This window comes from Tumebacillus flagellatus, assembly GCF_000714935.1.
Lineage (GTDB): Bacteria > Bacillota > Bacilli > Tumebacillales > Tumebacillaceae > Tumebacillus > Tumebacillus flagellatus.
This window is the reverse complement of record NZ_JMIR01000043.1, coordinates 1-22,808: the sequence shown is the minus strand read 5'-3', so window position 1 is coordinate 22,808 and position 22,808 is coordinate 1. Positions and strand designations below refer to the sequence as shown.

Below are 22,808 nucleotides of genomic sequence, written 5' to 3'. Positions count from 1 at the left end.
ACGCATCCGCACGGCGGAGCGCAAGCAACAAGCGCGGCGAGGGCAAACCGGGGCAATCCAACCCGGCCGCCGCTTCTAAGGGAAGGACTTCCTCATGAAGCGCGGAATCCTCGCGTTTTTTCGCTTCTACCGGAAGTTCATCTCTCCGCTCAAGCCTCCGACCTGTCGGTTTTATCCGACTTGCTCTGCTTACGGCGTGGAAGCTGTGCAGAAGCACGGAGCGGCGCGGGGTCTTTTTTTGACTGCCGTACGTTTGGTGAAGTGCGGACCTTGGCATCCCGGTGGTTACGACCCGGTGCCGGACCGACTACATACACATCCTGATGCTCACACCAAGGAGGGGAACTCTGCGTGTTGCGTAAACAATCACGACTGAGCATCTTCATGCTGCTGGTCGTCCTCGCGATGACGCTCACGGGTTGTACGGCTCATACGACCAATACCGGTGAGATCGATCGCAGCGGAATCTGGGGCAAGTTCGTCGGCTTCGTCTCTGACGGCCTCGACTTCTTCTACAACGCCATCGGCGACTACGGGGTGGCGATCCTCATCGTCACGCTGATCGTCCGCATCATCGTCTTCCCGTTGATGATGAAGCAGATCCGTTACCAAAAAGTCATGCAGTCGATCCAACCGGAACTTGCGAAGATCCGCGAGAAGTACAAGGACGACAAAGAGAAGATCAACCAAGAAACGATGAAGATCTTCCAACAATACGGAGCGAACCCGTTCTCCGGCTGCCTGCCGATCATCGTGCAGATGCCGATCCTGTTCGCGCTCTACCAATCGATCAACTTGAATCCGCATCTGAAGGAACACATGTTCCTCGGAATCCTCGCGCTCTCCGAGAAGCAAGGCATCGCGAACTTGATTTTGGCGATTCTCTCGGCGGGGACGACGTTCCTGCAGTCCAAGATGTCGATGGCTTCCTCCAAAGATGCCAACGCCAAGATGATGTTGTTCTTCATGCCGGCGATGATCGCGTTCTTCACCTGGCAGTTCCCGGCCGCACTCGGTCTGTACTGGATCTTCGGCAACATCCTGACGATCATCCAAACGTACTTCACCAAGGGCATCCGCAACGCCGCGCCGCCGGAACCCAAGGCCGCGAAAACCGGAGGGAAGTCTAAATGAAGAAAGTGATCACAACGGGGAAGACGGTTGAACTCGCAACCGAACTCGCGCTGAACAAGCTCGGGGTCTCTCGTGATCGCGTAAACATCACCATTTTGACGCAGCCCAGTCGCGGTCTTTTCGGCTTGTTTGGCAAGCGCGACGCCGAGATCGAGGTGGAAGTGATCGAAGAAGCGCCGGCAGTTGTGGCAGCACCGCCGGTTGTGGCGACCGTCGCACCGACGGCAAAACAACCGATCGTGACAAAAACGCCGGCTCCCGCTACGACTCGCGACCCGATCCTCGAAGCGCGCAAGTTTCTCGACGAAGTGCTGGCGGCGATGAACCTCTCGGACATCGCCGTCACCGTCGAGGAAGAGCAAGACCACACGCATCTCTTCCGTCTCCATGGTGAATCGATCGGCATGCTGATCGGCCGCCGCGGAGCGACGCTCGATTCGTTGCAAACGCTGGTGAATTTGGTGGCGAACAAGCACAGCGAGAAGTTCCTGCGCGTGCAGCTCGACGCCGAAGATTACCGATCCCGACGCAAGGAAACGCTCGAACGACTGGCCGATCGGCTCGCGAAGAAAGCGGTGCAAACCCGCCGCGAAGTCGTGTTGGAGCCGATGGGCAACTCGGAGCGCAAAGTGATTCACGCCTACTTGCAGCATCGCTCCGATGTGACGACGCATTCACTTGGCGAGGAACCGTATCGCAAAGTCGTGATCACGCCGCGCGGAGTCACGCCGTCGCACTCGCACAAGCCGCGCCATCCGCGCAAGAGCGAAGGCGCAAACCCGCCGCGCAAAAGCAATCCGCGCCGCCAGGGTCAAGGCCGCGGCAACAAAGCAGCAGCGAAATCGACCAACCGATCGGATCGCGATCCGGCACCGAACGCCTAAGCAATTTGATCGTACGCAAACGAAGCGGCCTCGCGAGGGCCGCTTTTTTGTATGTCTTTTTCGTAGGTGTGGAAGCGAATCTGTGGATAACAGGTTCGTTTTTTTATGGACGAGTTTCACGGAAATGTATCCACATGTGGATAGTTCTTGCCAATGTTTTGCGCTATGATAGAATGGTTATGCACAAGGGAAGGAACGGGCAAACTGGTTGGAAGAAGGAAGACAGGAGCGAGGTCTAATGAAGGAATTTGACACGATTGCCGCCATCGCCACCGCACTGGGAGAAGGCAGCATCAGCGTGATCCGGGTGAGCGGCAGCGATGCGGTACGCGTTGTGGATAAGATCTACCAAGGAAAAAAACCTCTGGCCGCTGTGGACAGCCATACGATGAACTACGGCTATATCGTGGATCCACAGACCGACGAGCGTGTCGATGAAGTTTTTTGCGCGGTGTTTCACGCGCCGCGCACCTATACGGGCGAGCAGGTCGTGGAAATTCAGGGTCACGGCGGCATCGTCGCGGTGCAGCGCGTGATGCGCCTCGTGCTCAACCACGGAGCGCGTCTTGCGGAGCCGGGCGAGTTTACGAAACGCGCGTTTCTGAACGGGCGGATCGACCTCTCGCAAGCGGAAGCGGTCATCGACGTGATCCGCTCGAAAACGGACGCCGCGATGAAAGTCGCGTTTCGCCAAGTCGAGGGCGGTCTCTCCAAGAAGATCCGCGAACTGCGGCAGAAGATGGTCGAGATGCTCGCTCATATCGAAGTGACGATCGACTACCCGGAGCACGACGTCGAGGATGTGACGATCCAGCACGTGATCTCGGAGGGCGACCGGATCGTCGACGAGATTGACCGGCTGCTCGGCGGAGCGACGACCGGCAAAATTCTGCGCGAAGGGCTCAAGACGGTGATCATCGGCAAGCCCAACGTCGGCAAATCGTCGCTGCTCAACGCCCTCTCGCGCACCAACCGCGCCATCGTCACCGACATCGAGGGCACGACCCGCGACATTTTGGAAGAGCACATCAACTTGCGCGGAATTCCGCTGAACATCATCGACACGGCGGGCATTCGCGAAACGGAAGACATCGTCGAGAAGCTCGGCGTGGAGCGTTCCCGGGAAGCGCTCGAAGCAGCCGACCTCGTGCTGTTCATGATCGACGCCTCGCGTCCGCTCCATGAAATCGACCGCGAGCTCGCCGAGGCGGTGAAGATTCGCCCGACCATCGTGATTTTGAACAAAACCGACCTGCCGCGCCGCGCCGACCTCGACGAACTGCGCGCTCTCGCCGGAGATTTCAAAATCGTCGAGACCTCGGTGGCGACAGGGGAAGGCATGGAGCAGTTGGAGCGCGCGGTGGAAGACTTGTTCCTCTCCGGCGGGATCGAAGGCCAAGAGAGCACCTATCTCTCGAACGCCCGCCATGTGGCGCTGCTGGAGAAGGCCAAACGCGAGATGGGCGAAGCGCTGGAGAGCGCCCGCGTCGGGTTGACGCTCGATCTGGTCGCGGTCGATGTGCGCAACTGCTGGATGTCGCTTGGCGAAGTCGTCGGCGAAGCGGTGGCGGACGATCTGCTCGACCAGATCTTCTCGCAGTTCTGCCTCGGGAAATAAGAGAAAGGGGAGACAACCATGCAATACCATGCTGGAGACTACCAGGTCATCGTGATCGGGGCGGGACATGCCGGGGTCGAAGCGGCTTTGGCGTCAGCGCGACTCGGCTGCAAAACGCTGCTGCTCACGATCAACCTCGACATGATCGCCCACATGCCCTGCAACCCGTCCGTCGGGGGCCCGGCCAAGGGCAACGTGGTGCGTGAAATCGACGCGCTGGGCGGCGAGATGGGCCGCAACACCGACCTTACCTACTTGCAACTGCGCTTGCTGAACACCGGCAAGGGCCCGGCTGTGCATGCTCTGCGCGCGCAGGCCGATAAATTTTTCTACTCGCACAAAATGAAAGAGACGGTCGAGAACACGCCGAACTTGACCGTAAGACAAGGCATGGCCGAAGAGCTGTTGACCGAAAACGGACGGATCAAAGCGGTCGTCACCAATACCGGCGCCACCTACACCGCGCAATCGGTCGTCGTCACGACCGGCACGTACTTGCGCGGCAAGATCATCATGGGCGAAGTGCAATACTCCGGCGGCCCGAACGGGCAGTTGCCGTCGGTGAAGCTGACCGACTCGCTGCTCGACCTCGGCTTCCAACTCGTGCGCTTTAAAACCGGCACGCCGCCGCGCGTCCACCGCGACTCCATCGACTTCACGAAGTGTGAAATCCAGCCGGGCGACCGCGACCCGCTGCATTTCCAGTTTGCCGACGACATCATGCCCCGCGAGCAGATGCCGTGCTGGCTGACGTACACCAACCCGGACACGCACCGGATCATTCAAGAAAACCTGCACCGCGCTCCGATGTTCTCCGGCCTGATCGAAGGCACCGGTCCGCGCTATTGCCCGTCGATCGAAGACAAAGTCGTGCGCTTCTCGGAGCGTCCGAACCACCAAGTCTTCCTCGAACCGGAAGGCCGCTACACGGCGGAATACTATGTCCAAGGGCTCTCCACCTCGCTGCCGGAAGAAGTCCAGATGCGCGTCTTGCGCACGATTCCGGGCCTTGAGAACGTCGAAATGATGCGCCCCGGCTATGCGATCGAGTACGACGCGGTGGTCCCGACGCAATTGCAGTTGACGTTGGAGACAAAGCAAGTGGCGGGTCTGTTCACCGCCGGGCAAATCAACGGCACGTCCGGGTACGAGGAAGCGGCGGGACAAGGCCTGATCGCCGGCATCAACGCCGCGATGAACGCCTTGAACCGCGAGCCGGTGATCTTGGAGCGCTCCGACGCGTACATCGCCGTCATGATCGACGACCTCGTCACCAAAGGGACGCTGGAGCCGTACCGCCTGCTGACGTCGCGCGCCGAGTACCGCCTGATCCTGCGCAACGACAACGCCGACCTGCGCCTCTGTGAAATCGGTTATAAGATCGGCCTCTTGCCGGAAGAGCGCTTCGTGCGCTTCATGAAGAAGCGGGAAGCGATCGAGCAGGAAAAAGCGCGCCTCGCCAAAACCCGCCTCAAAGCGGACGAGATCAACCCGAAACTGGTGGAGCTCGGCTCCAAGGAAATCCACGACGCCGTGACGCTCGACCAACTGCTGCGCCGTCCGGAAGTCGGCTACAACGTCATCGAAGACGTCGCGCCGTCCGCGGAAGATCTGCATTGGGAAGTCAAAGAGCAGGTGGAAATCCAGATCAAGTACGCGGGCTACATCGAAAAATCGAACCAGCAGATCGAAAAACAACGCAAGCTCGAGGAGAAAAAAATCCCCGACGACATCGACTACAACGAAATCAAGGGCCTTTCCAGCGAATCGCGCGAAAAGCTGATCAAGATCAAGCCGATCTCCATCGGCCAAGCCTCGCGCATCTCCGGCGTCAACCCGGCAGACATTTCGATTCTGATGGTCTACTTGGAAGGCTTGCAGAGAAGGAGTGCCGTTCATGAGTGAGGTGCAAACGCGTTTTCGTGCGGCTGTGGCAGAGGGCCTCGGCGTGGAATTGACCGACCGCCAGATGGGGCAGTACGAAATGTATTTCAAGTGGCTGGTCGAATGGAATGAAAAAATGAACTTGACGGCGATCACCGACGAAGAGGGTGTTTTTTTCAAACACTTCTATGACTCGATGATGCTGTTGAAACTGAAGCAGTTCCGCCGCGAGGGCACGCTGCTCGACGTCGGCGCCGGGGCGGGCTTCCCGTCTCTGCCGATGCACATCGCCGCTCCCGACACCGTCTGCACGGTGGTCGATTCGCTGAACAAGCGCATCGGGTTCCTGAACGAATTGTCGGCGGCGCTCGGAACGCCGAACTACAAAGCGCTGCACGGGCGCGCCGAAGACTTCGCGAAGCCGGAAAAAAATTTCCGAGGAAATTTTGATCAAGTCACCGCCCGCGCCGTCGCCCGTTTGAACGTGCTGTTGGAGTTGTGCTTGCCGTATGTGCGCGTGGGAGGTCATTTTTTTGCGATGAAAGGGCCGGAAGCGGACAATGAGGTGTCCGAGTCTGCCAAAGCGCTGCAAGTGCTCGGCGGCAAAGTGGTCGACCTGCTGAAAATGGATCTGCCGGACAATCTTGGCACGCGCAACATCGTCGTTGTGGAAAAAGTGAAGGAAACGCCGAAACAATATCCGCGCAAAGCGGGGACTCCGTCGAAAACGCCGCTGTAGAGCGCGTCGAGTCTTGTAAAACCGTAGGAACATTTGTTATATTTGACCGATTAGCAGGAAAAACCGCAAGGATTGACGAAATAGAGGGTGACTTGTTTTTACCTGAGTTTTTTACGGAGTAGGTGGGTGAGTCGGTGATGAATAAACCATTGTCTCGTTTCTTCGGTCGCGGGGATCGGGAGTCGGATAACGAAAACGGTACAAGTCAGGAAGAAGTCTTGCAGATTCCGATTGGCCAGATTGTGTCGAGCCCCTATCAGCCCCGGACAATCTTCGACGACGAACGCATCGAAGAGTTGGCACAGACGATTCGAACTCACGGGATGATTCAACCCATCGTCGTACGCAAAGTCGGCGATACTTATGAATTGATCGCCGGTGAGCGCCGTTGGCGCGCGTGCACGAAATTGGGCTTTGAGACGATTCCTGCTATCATTCGCGATCTTAACGATTCGCAAGCAGCTTCTGTGGCGCTGATTGAGAACTTGCAACGCGAAGGGTTGACGGCCATCGAAGAAGCGGTCGCCTATCAGCAACTTCTGGAGTTGCACGGGCTGACGCAAGAGAGCTTGGCGCAGCGACTGGGCAAGGGTCAGTCCACCATTGCCAACAAACTGCGCTTGTTGAACCTGCCGCAGGAAGTTCAAATGGCGCTGATGGCGCGCAAAGTCTCGGAGCGTCACGCCCGGGCGTTGCTGGCGTTGCCGTCAGAAGAATTGCAATTGAAAGTTCTCTCCGAAATCACGACCAAGGAGATGAACGTCAAGCAGACCGAAGCGCGGATCAAAGCGTTGATCGAAGCGGAAACTCCGGTCAAGAAACCGCGCAAGATCTCGTTCTCCCGCGACATTCGCTTGGCGGTCAACACGATTCGCCAGTCGCTGGACATGATTGTGCAAAGCGGCATTCATTGTGAGAAGGAAGAGGAAGACCACGAAGAGTATTACCAATTCGTGATCCGAGTTCCGAAGACGAAATCGTAAAATCTTTCGTTTGTGCGATCATTTGGTTGATCTACCATGCATTGTTTTCCTAGCAGGCGTTTGCCTGCTTTTTCTGTTCTATTCTTTTTCTGCGATATCTTGTAAAATGGAGATTGCGTGCTTACAGTTTTGAAAGAGGTGGATGCTCATGGCGAGAGTCATCGCAGTGGCGAACCAGAAGGGTGGCGTTGGAAAAACCACAACCGCCGTCAATCTGGGCGCCTGTCTGGCGAGTCTGGGGAAGCGCGTCCTGTTAATTGACATCGACCCGCAGGGCAACACCACGAGCGGGATTGGCATCAACAAGGCGGATGTGCGTTACGATATTTACGATGTGATCATCAACGAGGTCAACGCGGTGGAAGCGATTTTGCCGACGGAGGTTCCAAATCTCAACATCTTGCCGGCGACGATTCAACTGGCCGGCGCGGAGATTGAGTTGGTGCCGACGATGTCGCGCGAAGTGCGCTTGCGTCAAGCGTTGCAACCGATCAAAAGCCAATACGATTACATGCTGATCGATTGCCCGCCGTCGCTGGGACTTTTGACGGTCAATTCGCTGACGGCTTCTGATTCGGTGTTGATCCCGATTCAGTGTGAGTATTATGCGCTGGAGGGTCTGAGCCAGCTTTTGAATACGATTCGGATGGTGCAGAAGCATCTGAACACGCACTTGGAAATCGAAGGCGTGCTGCTCACGATGCTCGATGCACGGACGAATCTGGGCTTGCAAGTCATCGAAGAAGTGAAAAAGTACTTCCGGGAAAAAGTCTACACCACGGTCATCCCGCGCAACGTGCGCTTGGGAGAAGCACCGTCGCACGGACAGTCGATCATCCAGTACGACCCGCGCTCGCGTGGCGCTGAGGTGTATTTGGAGCTCGCGAAGGAAGTGGTGGGCGCATGAACAAGCGATCCGGCGGTCTGGGACGAGGGCTTGATGCGATCTTCCAAACGAGCCCGAAAGCGGACGAGCAAGTGGCCAAAGCATCGGTGAAAGAGATGCGCCCGAACCCCTACCAGCCCCGCCGCGTCTTTGACGAAGAGAAGATGGCGGAGTTGGTGGATTCGGTCAAGGAACACGGCATCATCCAGCCGATCGTCGTGCGCCAAGCGGTGCGCGGTTACGAGATCGTCGCCGGGGAACGCCGTTGGCGGGCGGCGCAAGGCGCGGGTCTGGAACAAGTTCCGGTGGTCGTCCGCAATTTTACAGATGCGCAGATGAACGAGATCGCGCTGATCGAGAACTTGCAGCGCGAAGACCTCAACCCGATCGAAGTCGCCGAAGCGTATCAGAGCCTCATGGAGAAGTTCAACATGACGCAAGATATCCTGGCGAAGAAAGTCGGCCAGAGCCGTTCACATGTGGCGAATACGTTGCGCCTCTTGAACCTGCCGGGCGAGATTCGCGAGCACGTCTCGCGGGGCACGCTCTCGATGGGACATGCAAGAGCGCTTTTGGGACTCAGTGACAAGAAAACGCAGATTCAGCTCGCGGAGAAGGCGATCGACGAGGAACTTTCCGTTCGCGAAGTCGAACACATGGTCAACCGCTTGCAGAATTTGACCCAGCGCGAGTCGGAAAAACCGAAGCGTCAGCCCAAGGAAAACCCCGTGCTTAAGCAATATGAAGAGGAGTTTCGCTTCCGTTTGGGCACAGGTGTGAAAATCCACCAGGGCAAAAAGCGCGGGAAGATTGAGATCGAGTATTTTTCACAAGATGATTTGGAACGCATCTTGGGTTTAATGAACTCGAAATAAAATGAATGAATTGCCGGATAAGCGAGACTGCGCATGAAGTTAAATGCGAGGTCTCGCTGTTTTTGTATGGTGTACAAGTGTGTATGTACGTGCTGGGGTACGCGGTTTTTACAGAGGTCGAAGTGTGGAGATTTTTGCCGTCGAGAAGCGTCGAAACATTCGCGGATGGGCGTTTTTTTGAAAAAGGAGTCATCGGAGGAGGGGGGAGAGGGAAACAGGGGTGTTTGGGAAAGGAAAAAGAGGAAGAGAGCACGATAATGACAATTCGAGTGGCATAAAGTAAACTTCAGAGAGACAGGTTCACCAAGGCAGACTGAACAACAGGAGGTGGCTGTGTGATCTATTTAGACAATGCTGCATCCAGCTTTCCCAAACCACCGGATGTGATCACCGCGATGGAGACGGTCATGCGGGAGTATGCCGCCAATCCGGGTCGCGGCACGCACCAGCTCTCGATGAAAGCGTCCCGCGTGCTGTTTGAAGCTCGCTCCAAAGCGGCAAAACTGTTCGGGGTGAAAAACTGCGACAACATCGCGTTTACGAAGAACGCGACAGAAGCGCTGAACCTCGCCATCCACGGGTTGCTGAAACCGGGCGATCATGTGATCACGTCGTCGCTTGAGCACAATTCCGTGCGCCGTCCGCTGGAATTCCTCCGGCAGCAGGGCGTCATCGAGTTGACCTATATCCAAGCGGACGAACGGGGACGCTTCCACGCCGAGTCGATTCGGCCGGCGATTCGCGAGAACACCCGCTTGATCGCCATGACGCACGGCTCGAACTTGACCGGCACGTTGATGCCGATTGCAGAAATCGGGCAGATCGCCAAAGAGCACGGGATTCTCTTGCTCGTCGATGCCTGTCAGACCGCCGGGGTGTACCCGATCGACGTGGAGGCGATGAACATCTCCTTGCTCGCGTTCACCGGGCACAAGAGCCTCTACGGCCCGCAGGGAACGGGCGGGCTCTACATCCACCCCGACGTCGAGCTCGTGCCGCTGATGCAAGGCGGTTCCGGAGGCTATTCCGAACTGATCGAGATGCCGCCGACCCGTCCGGATCGGTATGAAGCGGGCACGCCGAACACCGTCGGGTTTGCCGGGTTGCTTGCAGGGTTGAATTTCATTGAAGCGACGGGGCGGGAGACGATCCGCGAGCACGAGGAAGCGTTGACGACGCGCTTGCACCAAGGCTTGCGGGAGATCGCCGGCGTCACCGTCTACGGACCGCCGCTCGGAGAGCCGCGCGTACCGATCGTCTCGTTTACCGTGGAGGGATTCGAGTCGCACGAAATCGGCTTCATCCTCGACAAAAACTACAACATCTGCGTCCGTACGGGGTTGCACTGCGCTCCTCTGGCGCATGAAACGGTCGGCAGCATCGAGCACGGGCTCGTTCGCGTGTCGATTGGTTTTTTCAATACAGAAGCGGAGATCGAGGCTTTGCTTGAAGCGGTGCGCGACATCGCGATGTAAGCGGGGTTTCGGAGGAGAGAGGAGACAGCGAAACACTCATGGCACTGCTTGGCACGATCGTCAATTCGCTCGCCATCATCGTCGGGTCGGTGATCGGGATGTTTCTCAACCGCATCCCGGATCGCATGAAAACGACCATCCTGCAAGGTCTCGGCATGGCGGTGTTCGTCATCGGTCTTTCGATGGCGCTGAAAACCGCGTATGCCGACGGGTACGATCTGTTCTACGTCATCGCGTCGCTCGTCTTCGGCGGTCTGCTTGGCGAGATGCTCGACATCGAAGGCAAACTGCACGCGCTCGGCCGCTTCATCGAACGCAAGATGAGCAAGTTCGGCAACGGCAAGGTATCGGAAGCGTTCGTTTTTTCCTCGCTCGTGTATTGCGTCGGCGCGATGGCGATCGTCGGGTCGCTGCAATCGGGGTTGGAAGGCAATCATAAAATTCTCTACACCAAAGCGATGCTCGACGGTTTCTCCGGCATCTTCTTCACCTCGGCGATGGGCATCGGCATCGCGCTCTCGGCGATCCCCGTGTTCCTCTACCAAGGCAGCATCGCGCTGATGGCGGGGCTGCTCGCGTCTGTACTCTCCAGCCAAGTCATCTCCGTCATGTCCGGCTGCGGCGGTCTCCTGATCATGGGCATCGCGCTGAACGTTTTGGAGATCAAAAAAATCAACGTCGGCAACTTGTTGCCGGCGATCTTCTTCGCAGGGATCATCAAGTGGATTGCGATGAACTGGGGCTACTAAAAGGGGCTACTAAAAACCTTCACATCCGCGCACGCTATGGTACAATAGCAGTTGTGTCCTGAGAGGGGTACGAGGTCGAGAGGAGGTACATACGTTGGTCGATTCGAAGCAGTGGATGTTGCAAAACATTGACCTCGTGATAGCGTTGTTATCCGGACTTGTGGTGCTGCTGTTGATCTTGTATGTGGTCAATATCATACGCACAGCCCAAATTCGCAAGCGATACCGAAATCTGATGAAGGGCTTGAAGCACGCGAACTTGGAAGAGATTCTGTTCCAATACGCGGCAGACGTGCAACGTCTGCAAGCACAAGTGGAAGACGTCGCAGCGACGCATGAGCGCTTACAGCGCGAGATCGATTTGTCTGTCGGTCCGGTCGGCGTTCTGCGCTACAACGCGTTTCCCGATGCGGGGAGCGACTTGAGCTACAGCATCGCGCTCCTGAACCGGGAAGCGGACGGTGTTGTGCTCTCCAGCATCTTCGGCCGCGAAGAATCGCGCACCTATGCCAAACCGATCCTCGCCGGAGCTTCCACCTACAAGCTCAGCGAAGAGGAACAAGAAGCTCTGCAAAAAGCCATCGCCCAGATGAAACGATAGCACCCTCTTGCAGGGTGCTTTTTTCGTAAAGCGGTGTTGCGGGAGGATTTGAAAAAAACACCCTGGGCGCATACGTGATGTGCACCCAGGGTGTTTGTCGTTCTCGTTCGGGTTGTGCTTACTGTTGCTGAATCTGTTTGAGGCGTTTCGAGACGTCTTCCGGCGTCATGCCGTGAGCGTTGATGACCGGCGCTTGGGTCGTCGCGTTGGAGACGCCCATGACGTTGTTGTCGGCGCCGGAGATGATGATGGCGTCGCAACCTTGGCCGTTCTGGTTTTGATTGTCCAGATTGACGACTTGATAGCCTTCTTGGCTCAGGTAGTCACGCACCGTGCTCAAGTTCTGCTCAACCGCCACTTTTTTGTTCGTCATGATACCAAGCCCCCTTCGAGATGGTTTGGTGGAACCTCTCCTAGTATGTGCGTGAGGGAGCGTGCTATGCGAGGCGAAACTTTACAGAAACGGAAACAGCGAGGAGCGCACCGACGAAATCCGTTCGGAGAAAGTCGTTTTGGTGTCGAGGCGCGGGGTGTTCAGGTCGTTCACGGCGCTTTGCGACAGCTCTTGCGCAGCTTGCACAGCGGAGTACAATCCGTCGGCGATGCAGTCCGCCATGCGCATGACCATGGAGAGGCGCGTGTTCTGCAGGACGAAGTATTCCATGAACCCGCCGACGTTGACGATGCCGGTGATGTGGATGTTGCCGACTTCGGGCAGAATTTTGTTCACGCCCGCTCCCGGTCGCAGCGGACCGTGGGCGAGCGTCACCAAGCCCACGCTTTGAATCTGACCGAGGCACGCGTCGACGGCGATCACAAACGGGTCTTGGAAACGCTGCTGAATCTCTTGAATCGTGTCCTTGAGATTGACCGCATGGACGGGCGATTCCAGCGTACCATAGACTGTAACATACGGTCGTTCGGCCCAGCGTGCCGACAGTTTTGACCCGACCAGCGGACCCAGCGCGTCGCCGGTCGAGCGATCCGTTCCAATGCAGACGATTACGATTTGACGATCCGTTCCATACTCCGAAACATGGCAGAGGAGTCGTTCGGCGAGAACTTCCGCTGCACGTGCTTCGGTATGATCGACCTTGAGCGGCGCACCGCCGACCCTCGAATTGTTATCTTTCAACATAGACCCCTCCGCAAGCATATTGAGTTTTAATAGTATATGCATGGGAAGGGCGTTCCATACAGGTCAGGTCGTCTAATTTTCCGAACTCCTCCCGCATACAGTCTCTAGAGGACAACCTGCGGAGGGGGAAGGGTAGAGATGGTCGATCTGTGCATCGCCGTGGTACTATCATGGTGTGTCTGGTTCGGTTGGCTTCGGGGGTTCTGGCGGTCGTGCATGGACGCGATGGCGTTGCTGTTGCCGATGTTCTTGCTGACGATCTCCATCCCGTTTCTCAAGGGCGTGCTCGTGGACAAGAGCTGGAGTTTTGCGCTCGCCAAGTGGATGGCCGGACATCTCGTGCATACGTCGCCGCAATCGAGCGGCTTTTTGAACGTTACGAAAGCAACGCCGGTCGTGCAGGGTCTCGGACCGGACGTGTCGGTGATCGTGGAGCGGTTGTATGATCTGCTGTTGCTGGGTCTCATGAGCACCGCGCTGTTTGTCGGGCTGCAGATGATCTTGCGCGTGTATGAAACGCTCTGGCGCCAGGCGCGGGGGGTGTGGCAGTCGCGGCTGGCGGGCTCTGCCGTCGGGCTTTGCATCGGAGCGACAGTGTCTACTTATATGGTCAGCGTCCTCGGCCTCGTGTGCTGGTTAAACGGCATGCAGTGGCTGGACGGAGAATTGGTGCATTCGATGTTTGTGCGGGGCTTGTACCGCTTGATATTCTGGTGAGGTTTCGAAATCTATAGAGAGAAGCGGAGTGCAGAGAATGGCATATTGGTTGGTGGCTTTCGACTCGACGCATCATGCGTTGCGGGCAGAAGCGGAGTTGGAGGGGGCCGGTCTTGAGATCGACATCCGACCGACGCCGAAATCGGTGACGGCGGGCTGCGCGCTCGCCATCGACTTTGAGCCGGACGATTTCGACGCGGTACGTGCGATCATCGAGGACCGGGAAATTGTCGTGCGCGGGTATTTCAAGCCGCAGGGGGAAGGCTACGAACTCCTGCAAGCATGATAGAATAGAGAGAAACCGGAGGTTTGTTGGCTATGATGTACTATGTGCAGGTCTATGACAAGTTCATAGAGAAACTGCTTGACGCTCAGTTCTGGATCAACATCGGCTGGGTGGTGCTCAAGATCGCGTTGATTCTCGTCATCGCGAAGGTGATGATGAAAGTCTTGGATAAGACGGTGACCAAGATCTTCAGCGGGCGCGCAATACGAATGGACGAGCGCCGCAGCAAGACGATGACCACCTTGCTGTTGAACGTGGCGCATTATGTGGTGTATTTCATGGTCATCTTGACCGTGCTGTCGAACTTAGGCCTGAACATCACGTCGCTGATCGCCGGGGCCGGCGTCATCGGGCTTGCCGTCGGTTTCGGGGCGCAGAGCCTCGTCAAAGACGTGATCACCGGGTTTTTTATCATATTTGAAGACCAGTTCGGCGTGGGTGACAACGTGATGATCAACAACAACGTCAACATCCGCGGCAACGTTGAAGAATTGGGCTTGCGCGTGACGAAGATTCGCGCGTTCCAAGGCGAGATGCACATCTTGCCGAACTCGCAAATTCAGCAAGTCACCAACTATTCGAAAACCAACTCGCTGGCGGTGCTCGACATCTCGGTTGCGTTTGAAGAGAATTTGGAGCACGTGTATCAGGTGTTGCGCGAGGTGGGCGAAGCGTTGAAAGCGGAGGACGAGCGCATTACGGGAGACCCGCAAGTGCTCGGCGTGCAGAACTTCGTCGCGCATGAGGTCGTCGTGCGCATGACGGTGGAGTGCAAACCGATGGAGCACTACGGCGTCGGGCGCGAACTGCGACAGCGCATCAAGGCGGCGTTTGAACGCGAGAACATCGAGATTCCGTATCCGAAGCAAGTGAACCTGTTCCACGGCGAAGGTGAAAAAAACGCCGCGGTCCGTCAGCAGGAACAAGAGAAGCCGAAAGCGGCGAATCCCGCCGGACAGCCGGACAAGGCGTAAGGCATCGAGATCAGTTTGAGATGAGAGCAAAGGGGTACGCGACATGGAACCGAAGCACTTTGAACTGGGTGACGTTGTACAGATGAAAAAACCGCACCCCTGCGGAACGAACGAGTGGGAAGTGCTCCGCTTGGGGATGGACATACGAATCAAATGTGTGAACTGTGGGAGAAGCGTGCTTCTCCCACGTCGTGATTTTGAGCGCAACATGCGCAAAGTGTTGCGCCGCAAGGGAGGGGAAAGCTGATGGCGGTGGAGTTGATCAAAACTGCCTGTCCGCTGGACTGCTGGGATTGCTGCGGCATGGTCGCCCACGTGGAGGACGGCCGCTTGATCAAAGTCGAAGGCGACCCGGATCACCCGATCACGCAAGGCACGCTCTGCGGCAAGGGACGCAAGCTCGTCGACCGGTATCACCACGCGGAGCGCGTCTTGGAGCCGCTGAAGAAAGTGGACGGGGAATGGCAGCCGATCTCGTGGGAGCAGGCGTTTCGCGAGATCGCCGGGAAGATGAAGCGCGCCCGCGATCAGTACGGCCCGACCGCCGTGATGCATCACTATGATTACGGGTCGTCGGGGCTCTTGAAAGTGCTGGAGCAGCGCTTCTTCAATTTGTTCGGCGGGTTTACCGACACGGTGGGCTCGATCTGCTGGGGGGCGGGCTTGGAAGCGCAGAAGTACGACTTCGGCTACGCGAAGAGCCACCACCCGGACGATTTGGCGGCACACGCCGACCGTATCGTCGTCTGGGGACGCAACGTGTCGGTGACGAACATGCACATGATGCCCTATCTCAAAGCCGCGCTCAAGCGGGGGACTGAATTGGTGATCGTGGACCCGTTGATGACTGACTTGAGCGACAAAGCGGTCAAACAACTGCATCCCCGCCCGGGTTCGGACGGCGCCCTGGCGCTTGGCATGGCGCGACATCTCTTGGACCGCGGCTTGGTGGACGAGACGTTCGTGCGGAAGCAGGCGATCGGGTTCGCGGCGTTTGCCGAGTATGTACAGCGCGAGTGGACGGTGGAGCGGGCGGCGGAAGTGACCGGTGTGGACGCCGACGACATTCGCTGGCTGGCGGAAGGCTATGGCTCCGGGCAAGCGACAGCCACGTTGCTGGGGCTTGGCATGCAGCGCTACGCCAACGGCGGCAACACGATTCGCTTGATCGACGCGTTGGCGGCGATGAGCGGCAATGTCGGGCGTTCCGGCGGGGGTGTGCACTACGGCAACCAGATTCACAAGTTCGACTATCCCGCGCTGATGGCAAGCGACAAGCGCAACGCGTATCGCGCGTTCACCAAAATCACGGAAGCGGATGAAATTCTGGCGGTGCAAGAGACGGAAGAACCGGTGCAAGTGCTGTTCGTGACGCGCGCCAATCCGATCGCGCAGCTGCCGGAGACCGGCAAGACCCTGCGGGCGTATGAAGCGGTGGACTGCGTGGTTGTGATCGATATGTTCCTGCACGATACGGGCATGATCGCCGATTACTTCCTGCCTTGCACGACGGTGTTTGAGGAAGAAGACATCATGTACACGTCGATGTGGCATCCGTACATGACCTATGTGAACCGGGCGGTGGAACCGCGCGGAAACACCAAACCGGACTGGGCAATTCTGCAGGGCTTGGCGAGAGAGTTGGGGTTTGTGGAAGAGTTCGGTGCGGGGGATCACGTGCACCGGTGGATGGAGATCGCATTGAAACCGCTCGAAGAGCAGTTCGGCATCACCCGTGAGAAGCTGCAAGAGACGGGCGTCCTCGCGGCCGAGGAGCAGCCGGTGGCGTGGGCGGACTATCGGTTCGCCACGCCGAGCGGGAAGTATGAGTTCTATTCGGAACAGGCGGAGGAGGACGGGGCCTCGCCGATTCCCGTGTATGAGGAACCGATGGAGAGTCCGCTCCGAGACCGCAAGCGTGCGGAGCGGTTCCCGTATCATCTGTTGACGATTCACCCGCGTCGATCGTTGAATTCGCAATACTATCATGTGGTGAAGATGCCGGAGCGTCCGGTGGTGGAAATTTCGCCGTTGATCGCACGGGAAACGGGGCTTGCCGAAGGAGACCTCGCCCGCGTCTACAACGACAGGGGCGAAATTCTCGGCTCGATCAAGATCGTCGACGGACAGCACGCGAGGACGATCAAGATCGAAGAAGGTTGGTGGGGAATCAAAGGCACGATGCTGAACGCCCTGACCTCCAACCGCCGCAGCGACTTGGGGATCGGGTCGGCGCAGTACGACTGCCTCGTCAACCTCGCCAAAGCGTAGCAAAAACTGTATTTCAGAAATGGCTCCCAGGCTCTGCTTTCTGTGCAGAGTCACAGTCCTCCCTCGCCTCGGCGGGCCGGGGGACTTTTTTATTTTGGACTGGCATAAAGAACATATGTTCGTATATAATATAACCAACAGAACAGATGTTCGCAAGAGTGATTCTTGATTTTTTTTCAAAAAATCGGAGGTGACGACATGAACCACAGCAAGGAACTGCAGATTGCCTACCGGGAACACCGCCCGGTTTCTCTCATCTATATGGATCGAAACGGCGAGATCTCCCAGCGCGTCGTCCAAGTGCGCGGCTTCACGGAGGACGGCATCCAAGCGTACTGTTACAAGCGCCGCCAGCCGCGGACGTTTTTGCATGAACAGATTCTGGCGGTGTCTTTGCAAGTTCCCCGCGGGTCTCAGTCGTCCGCTCTGCACCGATACGGATGATGCGCTTGGCGCGGATAGAGAGGGAAGTTCGCGCACATTCTACCTCTAACAGCAGGAGTATGGGCAACAGGAGGGACGACGAATGGGCGAGAAGATCATCGCGGTTCGCAAGGACCGCAACGGAGACATCGCCGAGGTGATGACCCACACCGGGCGTGTGATTTCGATCGAGCAAGCGATGCAGGAAGCCCGTGACGGCAACTTTGACAGCCTCGACGCGATCGACCGGGAAGGCAACTGGTACATCAAGTCCAGCACCGGCGACGGCGAACCGGAGGCGGGAGGCAATCTCGACATGCTGCCGTCGTTTGAACAAGCGATGCACGAGGACAACCTGGAGGGCTAGGGAGGAGGGTTCCGGCGCGGTGGTGCCGAGCCCTTTTTTCACGTGGAACATTCGTTTTTTTCCCTTGTGGATTTTGATATAATGAATAGTGGACTATTTTTGGAGGTGCTAGCCAAATGGCTTTATCCGTAGGGATCGTTGGGTTGCCGAACGTCGGTAAATCCACTCTTTTTAATGCAATCACGAAAGCGGGCGCAGAAGCGGCAAACTATCCGTTCTGCACGATCGACCCGAACGTGGGGGTCGTCGAAGTTCCGGACGAGCGTCTGGTCAAGTTGACGGAGATCGTGGTTCCGAACCGCGTGGTTCCGACCGCGTTTGAATTTGTGGACATCGCAGGCCTCGTAGCCGGAGCGTCCAAGGGCGAGGGCCTCGGCAACAAATTCCTCGGCCACATCCGGGAAGTCAACGCGATCGCGCACGTGGTCCGCTGCTTCGAGGACTCGAACATCACCCACGTCGCGGGCAAAGTCGACCCGCTCAGCGATATTGAGACGATCGACCTCGAATTGATCTTCTCCGACCTTGATTCGGTGGAGCGCCGCATCGACCGCACCCGCAAAGCAGCGAAAGCGGGCGTGAAGGAAGCGATCCTCGAAGCGTCTGTTTTGGACCGCCTCAAGGAAGCGTTTGAGAACGGCAAACCGGCGCGCTCTGTGGAGCTCGACGACGAAGAGAAGCTGGTCGTGCGCGACCTGCACTTGCTGACGATCAAACCGGTGCTCTACGTTGCCAACGTCGCGGAAGACGAAGTGGCGAACGCGGAAGAGAACCAATATGTTCAAAAAGTTCGCGAACACGCGGCTCTGGAAGGCGCCGAAGTGGTCGTGATCTCGGCGAAAGTGGAATCGGAGATCGCGGAACTTGAGGGCGAGGACAAGCAGATGTTCCTCGAAGAGCTCGGCTTGGCGGAATCCGGCCTCGACCGTCTGATCAAGCAAGCGTACAAGCTGCTCGGCCTGATCACCTACTTCACGGCGGGCGTGCAGGAAGTTCGCGCGTGGACGATTCGCCAAGGCACGAAAGCTCCGGGTGCGGCGGGTGTGATTCACACCGACTTTGAGAAGGGCTTCATCCGCGCGGAGACTGTGGCGTACGACGACCTCGTGCACTACGGCTCGATGAACGCCGCGAAGGAAGCGGGCAAAGTGCGTCTGGAAGGCAAGGAGTACGTCGTCAACGACGGCGACATCATGCATTTCCGCTTCAACGTTTAATTTCTGATTGCGTGGACCGCGAGTTGAACGATACGTGCCCCGTTTGCGGGCGCGATACTTTTTATCAAGAGGGGGAGAGAAACCATGTTGAACCGCATCATTTTGATCGGTCGTCTGACGGCCGACCCGGAACTGCGCTACACCCCGTCCGGCACGGCGGTCGCCCAGTTCTCGCTGGCAGTCGACCGTCAACGTTCGAACCAAAACGGCGAGCGCGAGACCGACTTCATCAACATCGTCGTCTGGCAGAAGCAAGCGGAGCTGTGCGCGCAATACTTGCGCAAAGGCCGGATGGCCGCTGTGGACGGCCGTTTGCAAATCCGCTCGTATGACAACAAGGAAGGGCAGAAAGTTCGCGTGGCAGAAGTTGTCGCGGAGAGCGTTCGCTTCCTCGACCGCGGAGATAATGCCGGCGGTGGAGGCGGTGACTTTGGCGGAGGCGGCTACGGCGGCGGAAACCAAGGCGGCGGCTTTGGCGGAGGCAACCAGGGCGGTTACGGCGGCGGAAATCAAGGCGGCGGCTTTGGTGGAGGCAACCAGGGCGGTTATGGCGGCGGAAACCAAGGCGGCGGCTTTGGTGGAGGCAATCAGGGCGGCTTTGGCGGCGGAAATCAAGGCGGCGGTTTTGGTGGAGGCAACCAGGGCGGTGGCTTTGGCGGCGGAAATCAAGGCGGTTTTGGCGGAGGCGGCGGCAAACGCAACGACGATCCGTTCTCCGATGACGGCAAGCCGATTGATATTTCGGATGATGATTTGCCGTTCTAGGACACCAGCACGAATTGCATAGCAAGAAATAGGAGAGACCCCTTGCCTATCAAGGGGTCTCTTTGTTTTAGAACTGTGCACGGGTGTGTACGATGGAAGGAGGGACAACATGGAACTTGGAGCAGGAAGGGAATCACTAAATCACATTGAAAAAGATAGTAGGAAAAATTTTTTTACCCTGTCGATTTTGGTGTCCCCCGTTCGTTGTGTATATAGAGGCAAATCATAAACACAAAGGAGTAGGTTTTCGATGATTTTCATGTTGGTTGTCAAAGCAACAAAAGACTCCGAGAACGGCTTCATTCCCGATCAAGCGCATTTTGACGCGATGCGGAAGTTCAACGACGAGCTGAAGCAGGCAGGCGCATTTATTGCTGCTCAAGGACTCCACCCAAGCTCGAACGCGATTCGCATCTCGTATCCGGAACCCGGTGGGAAACCGAAGGTGGTAGACGGACCCTTCACGGAAGCAAAAGAGCTGATCGCGGGCTTCACGTTGATCGAGGTGAACTCAAGAGAAGAGGCGATCCAGTGGGCGATGCGGATGCCGGACCCGCACGGCAATGGCGAAGGAGAAATCGAGCTGCGCCAAGTGTATGGGGCGGCGGAATTCACTCAGGACCCGGAAGCATTGGCGAGGGAAACTGAAATGCTTGCACGTGTGAAGAGGAAGCTGAGTTAGTGGAGGAATCCGCTGCCGAGGATTTGGCTCAAGCTGAATGTGAGAGATCCCTTGTCTAGCAAGGGGTCTCTTTTTTCGTGTGGAGAAAACGTTCCATACGCGGCATCAAGACGTTCAGCAGGATACCCCCGAAGCAGACGGTCAGCATGCCCAAATACTCAGGCTTTTTTCTCCTGAGCAGGGCGTTGCCGCCTACCAGAATCAGCGCAATGAGGATTTCCCAACTGCCTACCGTAAGTCCGACCGTTTTGGACAGCCCTTGTTCTTCATTTTCCACCCTCCCTAGCCAAATGCTTTGGATCGTTTTATAATAGTCTACGCACAGAATTGTTGCAAATACAACAAAAAGTTGAGCGAGAAGGAGGGGTGCCGATGAAAGAGATCCTGCGTGAGATCGGCATGATCGCCCGCGCCTTGGACTCGATCAGCAACATCGAGTTTAAAGAGTTTGACTTGGCAAAGGGGCAATATTTGTATCTGGTGCGCATCTGCGAGAACCCCGGTATCATTCAAGAAAAAGTGGCCGAGATGATCAAAGTGGATCGTACAACGGCAGCCCGTGCCATCGCCAAACTGGAGGAACAGGGGCTCATCTATAAGGAAAAGGACGACCACAACAAAAAAATCAAGAAGCTGTTTGCCACCGAGCAGGGGTATGCGATCTATCCTTCGCTGCAACGAGAAGGGGAGCACTCCAACCGGATGGCCTTGTCCGGGCTGTCTCCAGAGGAGATCGACACGATCCACGACCTGCTTGTGAAAGTCAGAAAAAATGTAGAAGTGGACTGGGAATTGGTGAAGAAGGGACACAAGCGTAAGTACTGACCACAAAATCAAAGGAGAGAGTACCATGACCATACAGTTGAAATCTTGTACGGTGGCGGATGTGCATGCGCTTCAAACGATCAGTATGGAGACGTTCGATGAGACGTTTCGCGCAACCAATGATCCTGAGAGCTTGGATGCGTACTTGGAGAAGGCATTCACTCTGGAAAAGCTGGAGAAAGAGCTTGCGAATCCGGATTCGTTTTTCTACTTTGCGTATGTCAACGAAGAACTGGCGGGGTATCTAAAAGTCAACATCAACGGGGCACAATCCGATAAAGTCATTGACGATGCCCTGGAGATCGAACGCATCTATATCCGCAGTGCCTATCAGAGACACGGGCTGGGAAAAGTCTTGATCCAAAAGAGCATCGACATCGCCCGGGAGAAAAACAAACAGAACATGTGGCTCGGGGTGTGGGAGAAGAACGAGAAGGCCATCCGATTCTACAAGGGGATGGGCTTTGTGCTGCACGGAGCGCATTCCTTCTACATGGGGGACGAAGAGCAGACGGACCTGATTATGATCAAGTCGCTTGCGTAGCAAGGGTTCTCTTTCCACGTTTATCTAGAAAAATTGATCTTCAAATCATTTTGTTGTAATGTCAAATGAAAGGCTTGAATCGTACCTCGATATCCGATGATCGAGAATCTTGCAGAGGTGCACCTTGAGGATGATGAGACGTTGAGAGCGATCGTTCTCGACTGCTCGAGTGTCAAGAATTGGAAAATACATGCAGCCGATCTTCGAAGGCAAAGGTTTAAACGATTGGAAGCCAGCCTAAGGGAGTGGATCAGATGCAACAGGAAAAACGCGTCAAATACATCAACCCCGAGACCATGCCTCCCACGTTCGGGTACACGCACGTGGTGGAAGTCCGAAACGCACGGACGATTTACGTATCCGGACAGGTCGCCCTGAATCAGGAGGGAGAATTGGTCGGAGCAGGCGATCTCGCCGCGCAGACGAAACAGGTATTCGAAAACATCCAATCCGCCTTGGAAGCGGCAGATGTTCAGTTTCACGATGTGGTGAAGCTGACGTTCTTCATGACCGACATTGCACAGATGCCGGTGGTGCGGGAGATTCGGGATCAGTACATCAACACGGCGAACCCGCCTGCCAGCTCCGCGGTGGAAATCCGCAAGCTCATCCGAGATGACCTGCTGATTGAGATCGAGGCCATCGCCGTCGGGAACTTGTAAAAAAACGAAAAGACCGGCCGTCTCAACTGGTCAAGACCCCATTTTGTAGACAGTGAAAAAAGACCTTAAACCGCAAGCTGGCGCCTGTACTCACGAGGCGTCAGCTTGT

The 22,808-nt window shown here is 56.7% G+C and carries 28 protein-coding genes; 25 read left to right on the top strand and 3 right to left on the bottom strand.

Annotated elements, in window-relative coordinates:
- Positions 1–94: 94 nt before the first annotated feature.
- From yidD to EL26_RS20905, 12 genes are all read left to right on the top strand, one after another.
- Entirely contained in the window at positions 95–376 is a 282-nt protein-coding gene (yidD, locus tag EL26_RS24740) for a membrane protein insertion efficiency factor YidD (RefSeq protein WP_081857381.1), read from the top strand.
- Positions 352–1,134: a YidC/Oxa1 family membrane protein insertase gene (locus EL26_RS20960; protein ID WP_238546161.1), complete on the top strand. Its 783-nt coding sequence runs from the start codon at positions 352–354 to the stop codon at positions 1,132–1,134. The genes yidD and EL26_RS20960 overlap by 25 nt, the downstream gene beginning before the upstream one ends.
- Positions 1,131–2,018, top strand: a complete 888-nt coding sequence (gene jag, locus EL26_RS20955) for an RNA-binding cell elongation regulator Jag/EloR (protein ID WP_081857380.1) — start codon at positions 1,131–1,133, stop codon at positions 2,016–2,018. Before EL26_RS20960 ends, jag begins: the two co-directional genes overlap by 4 nt.
- A gap of 238 nt (positions 2,019–2,256) precedes the next feature.
- Positions 2,257–3,636 (top strand): tRNA uridine-5-carboxymethylaminomethyl(34) synthesis GTPase MnmE, encoded by a 1,380-nt coding sequence (mnmE, locus tag EL26_RS20950; RefSeq protein ID WP_038093859.1) that lies wholly within the window; start codon positions 2,257–2,259, stop codon positions 3,634–3,636.
- Positions 3,637–3,654: 18 nt separating this feature from the next.
- Positions 3,655–5,541 carry a tRNA uridine-5-carboxymethylaminomethyl(34) synthesis enzyme MnmG gene (gene mnmG, locus EL26_RS20945; RefSeq protein ID WP_038093858.1) on the top strand — a complete coding sequence of 629 codons (1,887 nt, stop codon included), beginning with the start codon at positions 3,655–3,657 and terminating at the stop codon, positions 5,539–5,541.
- Positions 5,534–6,259 carry a 16S rRNA (guanine(527)-N(7))-methyltransferase RsmG gene (gene rsmG, locus EL26_RS20940; protein ID WP_038093854.1) on the top strand — a complete coding sequence of 242 codons (726 nt, stop codon included), beginning with the start codon at positions 5,534–5,536 and terminating at the stop codon, positions 6,257–6,259. The genes mnmG and rsmG overlap by 8 nt, the downstream gene beginning before the upstream one ends.
- A gap of 137 nt (positions 6,260–6,396) precedes the next feature.
- Positions 6,397–7,242, top strand: a complete 846-nt coding sequence (gene noc, locus EL26_RS20935; RefSeq protein ID WP_038093851.1) for a nucleoid occlusion protein — start codon at positions 6,397–6,399, stop codon at positions 7,240–7,242.
- 148 nt (positions 7,243–7,390) lie between these two features.
- Positions 7,391–8,149, top strand: a complete 759-nt coding sequence (locus EL26_RS20930) for a ParA family protein (protein WP_038093847.1) — start codon at positions 7,391–7,393, stop codon at positions 8,147–8,149.
- Positions 8,146–9,003: a ParB/RepB/Spo0J family partition protein gene (locus EL26_RS20925; RefSeq protein ID WP_038093844.1), complete on the top strand. Its 858-nt coding sequence runs from the start codon at positions 8,146–8,148 to the stop codon at positions 9,001–9,003. The genes EL26_RS20930 and EL26_RS20925 overlap by 4 nt, the downstream gene beginning before the upstream one ends.
- Before the next feature lie 335 nt (positions 9,004–9,338).
- Entirely contained in the window at positions 9,339–10,478 is a 1,140-nt protein-coding gene (locus tag EL26_RS20915) for an aminotransferase class V-fold PLP-dependent enzyme (protein ID WP_038093838.1), read from the top strand.
- Between the two features lie 38 nt (positions 10,479–10,516).
- Positions 10,517–11,227 (top strand): DUF554 domain-containing protein, encoded by a 711-nt coding sequence (locus EL26_RS20910; protein WP_202962873.1) that lies wholly within the window; start codon positions 10,517–10,519, stop codon positions 11,225–11,227.
- Between the two features lie 94 nt (positions 11,228–11,321).
- Positions 11,322–11,828, top strand: a complete 507-nt coding sequence (locus tag EL26_RS20905; RefSeq protein WP_052036650.1) for a DUF4446 family protein — start codon at positions 11,322–11,324, stop codon at positions 11,826–11,828.
- A 118-nt stretch (positions 11,829–11,946) separates the two neighbouring features.
- Here the strand turns inward: EL26_RS20905 and EL26_RS20900 are convergent, their stop codons facing one another.
- Complete coding sequence (locus EL26_RS20900) at positions 11,947–12,201, bottom strand: YkuS family protein (protein WP_038093836.1); 255 nt, start codon at positions 12,199–12,201, stop codon at positions 11,947–11,949.
- A gap of 81 nt (positions 12,202–12,282) precedes the next feature.
- Complete coding sequence (gene yyaC / locus EL26_RS20895; protein ID WP_081857379.1) at positions 12,283–12,966, bottom strand: spore protease YyaC; 684 nt, start codon at positions 12,964–12,966, stop codon at positions 12,283–12,285.
- Positions 12,967–13,104: 138 nt separating this feature from the next.
- Between yyaC and EL26_RS20890 the strand changes: the two genes are divergently transcribed.
- The 10 genes from EL26_RS20890 to EL26_RS20845 all read left to right on the top strand — a co-directional run bounded on the left by EL26_RS20890 (position 13,105) and on the right by EL26_RS20845 (position 20,668).
- Positions 13,105–13,683, top strand: coding sequence for a hypothetical protein (locus EL26_RS20890; RefSeq protein WP_152559354.1), 579 nt, complete (start codon positions 13,105–13,107; stop codon positions 13,681–13,683).
- A gap of 37 nt (positions 13,684–13,720) precedes the next feature.
- The gene (locus EL26_RS20885; RefSeq protein ID WP_038093832.1) at positions 13,721–13,969 is read left to right on the top strand and encodes a putative Se/S carrier protein; all 249 of its coding nucleotides are present in this window, start codon (positions 13,721–13,723) and stop codon (positions 13,967–13,969) included.
- 32 nt (positions 13,970–14,001) lie between these two features.
- Positions 14,002–14,943, top strand: coding sequence for a mechanosensitive ion channel family protein (locus EL26_RS20880; RefSeq protein ID WP_081857378.1), 942 nt, complete (start codon positions 14,002–14,004; stop codon positions 14,941–14,943).
- Positions 14,944–14,986: 43 nt separating this feature from the next.
- A complete protein-coding gene (locus EL26_RS20875) occupies positions 14,987–15,190 on the top strand; it encodes a DUF951 domain-containing protein (RefSeq protein WP_038093831.1) in 204 nt (67 codons plus the stop codon).
- Positions 15,190–17,214: a molybdopterin-containing oxidoreductase family protein gene (locus EL26_RS20870; RefSeq protein WP_038093829.1), complete on the top strand. Its 2,025-nt coding sequence runs from the start codon at positions 15,190–15,192 to the stop codon at positions 17,212–17,214. The genes EL26_RS20875 and EL26_RS20870 overlap by 1 nt, the downstream gene beginning before the upstream one ends.
- Positions 17,215–17,412: 198 nt before the next feature.
- Positions 17,413–17,658 (top strand): WYL domain-containing protein, encoded by a 246-nt coding sequence (locus EL26_RS20865; protein WP_152559353.1) that lies wholly within the window; start codon positions 17,413–17,415, stop codon positions 17,656–17,658.
- 82 nt (positions 17,659–17,740) lie between these two features.
- Positions 17,741–18,004 (top strand): DUF3892 domain-containing protein, encoded by a 264-nt coding sequence (locus EL26_RS20860; protein ID WP_052036648.1) that lies wholly within the window; start codon positions 17,741–17,743, stop codon positions 18,002–18,004.
- Between the two features lie 116 nt (positions 18,005–18,120).
- Positions 18,121–19,221, top strand: coding sequence for a redox-regulated ATPase YchF (gene ychF, locus EL26_RS20855; RefSeq protein WP_038093826.1), 1,101 nt, complete (start codon positions 18,121–18,123; stop codon positions 19,219–19,221).
- Between the two features lie 84 nt (positions 19,222–19,305).
- Positions 19,306–19,986 (top strand): single-stranded DNA-binding protein, encoded by a 681-nt coding sequence (locus tag EL26_RS20850; RefSeq protein WP_038093823.1) that lies wholly within the window; start codon positions 19,306–19,308, stop codon positions 19,984–19,986.
- 250 nt (positions 19,987–20,236) lie between these two features.
- On the top strand, positions 20,237–20,668 hold the full coding sequence (locus EL26_RS20845) for a YciI family protein (protein ID WP_038093820.1): 432 nt from the start codon (positions 20,237–20,239) through the stop codon (positions 20,666–20,668).
- A 55-nt stretch (positions 20,669–20,723) separates the two neighbouring features.
- On the opposite strand, the gene EL26_RS20840 is transcribed toward EL26_RS20845, so the two are convergent.
- A complete protein-coding gene (locus EL26_RS20840) occupies positions 20,724–20,945 on the bottom strand; it encodes a hypothetical protein (RefSeq protein WP_052036647.1) in 222 nt (73 codons plus the stop codon).
- A 95-nt stretch (positions 20,946–21,040) separates the two neighbouring features.
- On the opposite strand from EL26_RS20840, the gene EL26_RS20835 reads away from it, so the two are divergent.
- The 3 genes from EL26_RS20835 (at position 21,041) to EL26_RS20825 (ending at position 22,699) form a co-directional block, all read left to right on the top strand.
- Positions 21,041–21,493: a MarR family winged helix-turn-helix transcriptional regulator gene (locus EL26_RS20835; protein ID WP_038093818.1), complete on the top strand. Its 453-nt coding sequence runs from the start codon at positions 21,041–21,043 to the stop codon at positions 21,491–21,493.
- A 25-nt stretch (positions 21,494–21,518) separates the two neighbouring features.
- Positions 21,519–22,037 (top strand): spermidine/spermine N(1)-acetyltransferase, encoded by a 519-nt coding sequence (paiA, locus tag EL26_RS20830; RefSeq protein ID WP_038093815.1) that lies wholly within the window; start codon positions 21,519–21,521, stop codon positions 22,035–22,037.
- A 254-nt stretch (positions 22,038–22,291) separates the two neighbouring features.
- Positions 22,292–22,699, top strand: a complete 408-nt coding sequence (locus EL26_RS20825) for a RidA family protein (RefSeq protein ID WP_038093812.1) — start codon at positions 22,292–22,294, stop codon at positions 22,697–22,699.
- The last annotated feature ends 109 nt before the right edge of the window (positions 22,700–22,808 follow it).